General features: G+C 61.1%; 2 protein-coding genes and 1 pseudogene. 1 reads left to right on the top strand and 2 read right to left on the bottom strand.

Features of this window, described 5'->3' with window-relative positions:
* Together EN893_RS34155 and EN893_RS34160 are read right to left on the bottom strand one after the other, a co-directional pair.
* Positions 1-220: ClpXP protease specificity-enhancing factor SspB (locus EN893_RS34155; RefSeq protein WP_245490958.1), on the bottom strand; the 220-nt coding region annotated here is incomplete at its 3' end.
* A 118-nt stretch (positions 221-338) separates the two neighbouring features.
* Entirely contained in the window at positions 339-1,028 is a 690-nt protein-coding gene (locus tag EN893_RS34160; RefSeq protein WP_127271156.1) for a TetR/AcrR family transcriptional regulator, read from the bottom strand.
* A 188-nt stretch (positions 1,029-1,216) separates the two neighbouring features.
* On the opposite strand from EN893_RS34160, the pseudogene EN893_RS34165 reads away from it, so the two are divergent.
* Positions 1,217-1,344 (top strand): annotated as a pseudogene (locus tag EN893_RS34165) (multidrug effflux MFS transporter); the annotation flags it as partial.

Raw genomic sequence — 1,344 nt, forward strand, 5'->3', positions numbered from 1 at the left:
GGTCCCAATACTGGAACTGGATGACGATGGTCATCTGCTCGGGATAGCGCTCGCGCAGCCGCGAAGACACGCGTACGCCCGGCGCGCCGGTCAGGAAGGTGATGAAGAAGTGGTGGTTGCCGGGGAGGCCGGTGCGCGCGACCTCGGCCAGGACCTTGCGCATGACGCCGCGCAACGCCTCCTGGGCCAGAATGTCGTAGCGGATGTGGTCGTCGGCCATGTGGCGGTCGGGTTCCGTTGAATCGTCCGCATAGCTGTAATCAAGCTTGAGGGCGGCGTAAACCGCATATAGATGACCCTTGCGCGGAAGCGAAGACTATTGCCAGCGATTTGATCGCTCAGGCGCTGGTGAGCGCGCTTTGCTTTTCGGACGAGGCCGCGGACCGGCGCTTGCCGAAGGCGCGCAGGAAGGTGCGCACGCCATTGGTCGCGGATTGCAGCACCTCGTCCTCGCGAGGCGAGCCGCCAAGCATGAAGGTGGTCTGCAGTTCGGCATTGACGAGGCCAAGGAACTGGCGTGCCGCCACGTCGGGATCCTCGATCGTGAGATGGCCGCCATAGGCGAGGCGGGCGAAGCGGGCGGCGATTGCCGGCCATGTCCTGCCCGGACCCTGTTCGCGCCATTCGGCAAACAGTTCGGGATAGCGCTCGCCTTCGGTCTGGATCAGCTTGCGCAGGAATTTTCCGTCGCGGTTGCAGATGCAGTTCTGGTTCAGGCGCACGGCAAAGCCGATCAGGTCGGCTTCGAGATCCCCCGGCTGGTCGGGGAAGGTGGCAATGGTGGCGAAGATGCCGGCATTGCAGCGTTCGGTGAGGTCGCGGACCACGGCGACGAACAGTTTCTCCTTGTCGCCATGATGGTTGTAGATCGTCTGGCGCGAAACGCCGGCTTCGGCCGCGATCAGATCGATGTTGGCGCCGGCGAAACCTTCGCGGCAAAACACGGTGGCGGCGGAGTCGACGATCGAGAGGCGCTTGGCCTCATGGCCGCGTGGCGGGAAAATGTCAGGAGAAACGTGCAGCTTCATAAAAAACTATATAGAGGTGATTGACGATTTAGACAAGAGTGTCTAAATTTGTGGACACAAGATAAAGAGATTTCGCGTGAGAGAGACGAATAGGATTCGCTCTTGAGGTGTCGGAATCTCACGGGATGGAACGTCCTAGGTTAGACGTCGCCTGGCGGCGGCAACCAGATTTGAAAGAAGCCTTTATCATGAGTCCCAAATTCCTCCGCATCGCGGTCGTGCTCGGCTTGTTGTCCGCCATCGGCCCGTTCGCCATCGACATGTATCTGCCCGCGTTGCCGTCGATCGGCGCGGATCTGCATGCCAGCACCGCTGC

It is taken from the genome of Mesorhizobium sp. M7A.F.Ca.CA.004.04.2.1, from assembly GCF_004022825.1.
Classification (GTDB): Bacteria; Pseudomonadota; Alphaproteobacteria; order Rhizobiales; family Rhizobiaceae; genus Mesorhizobium.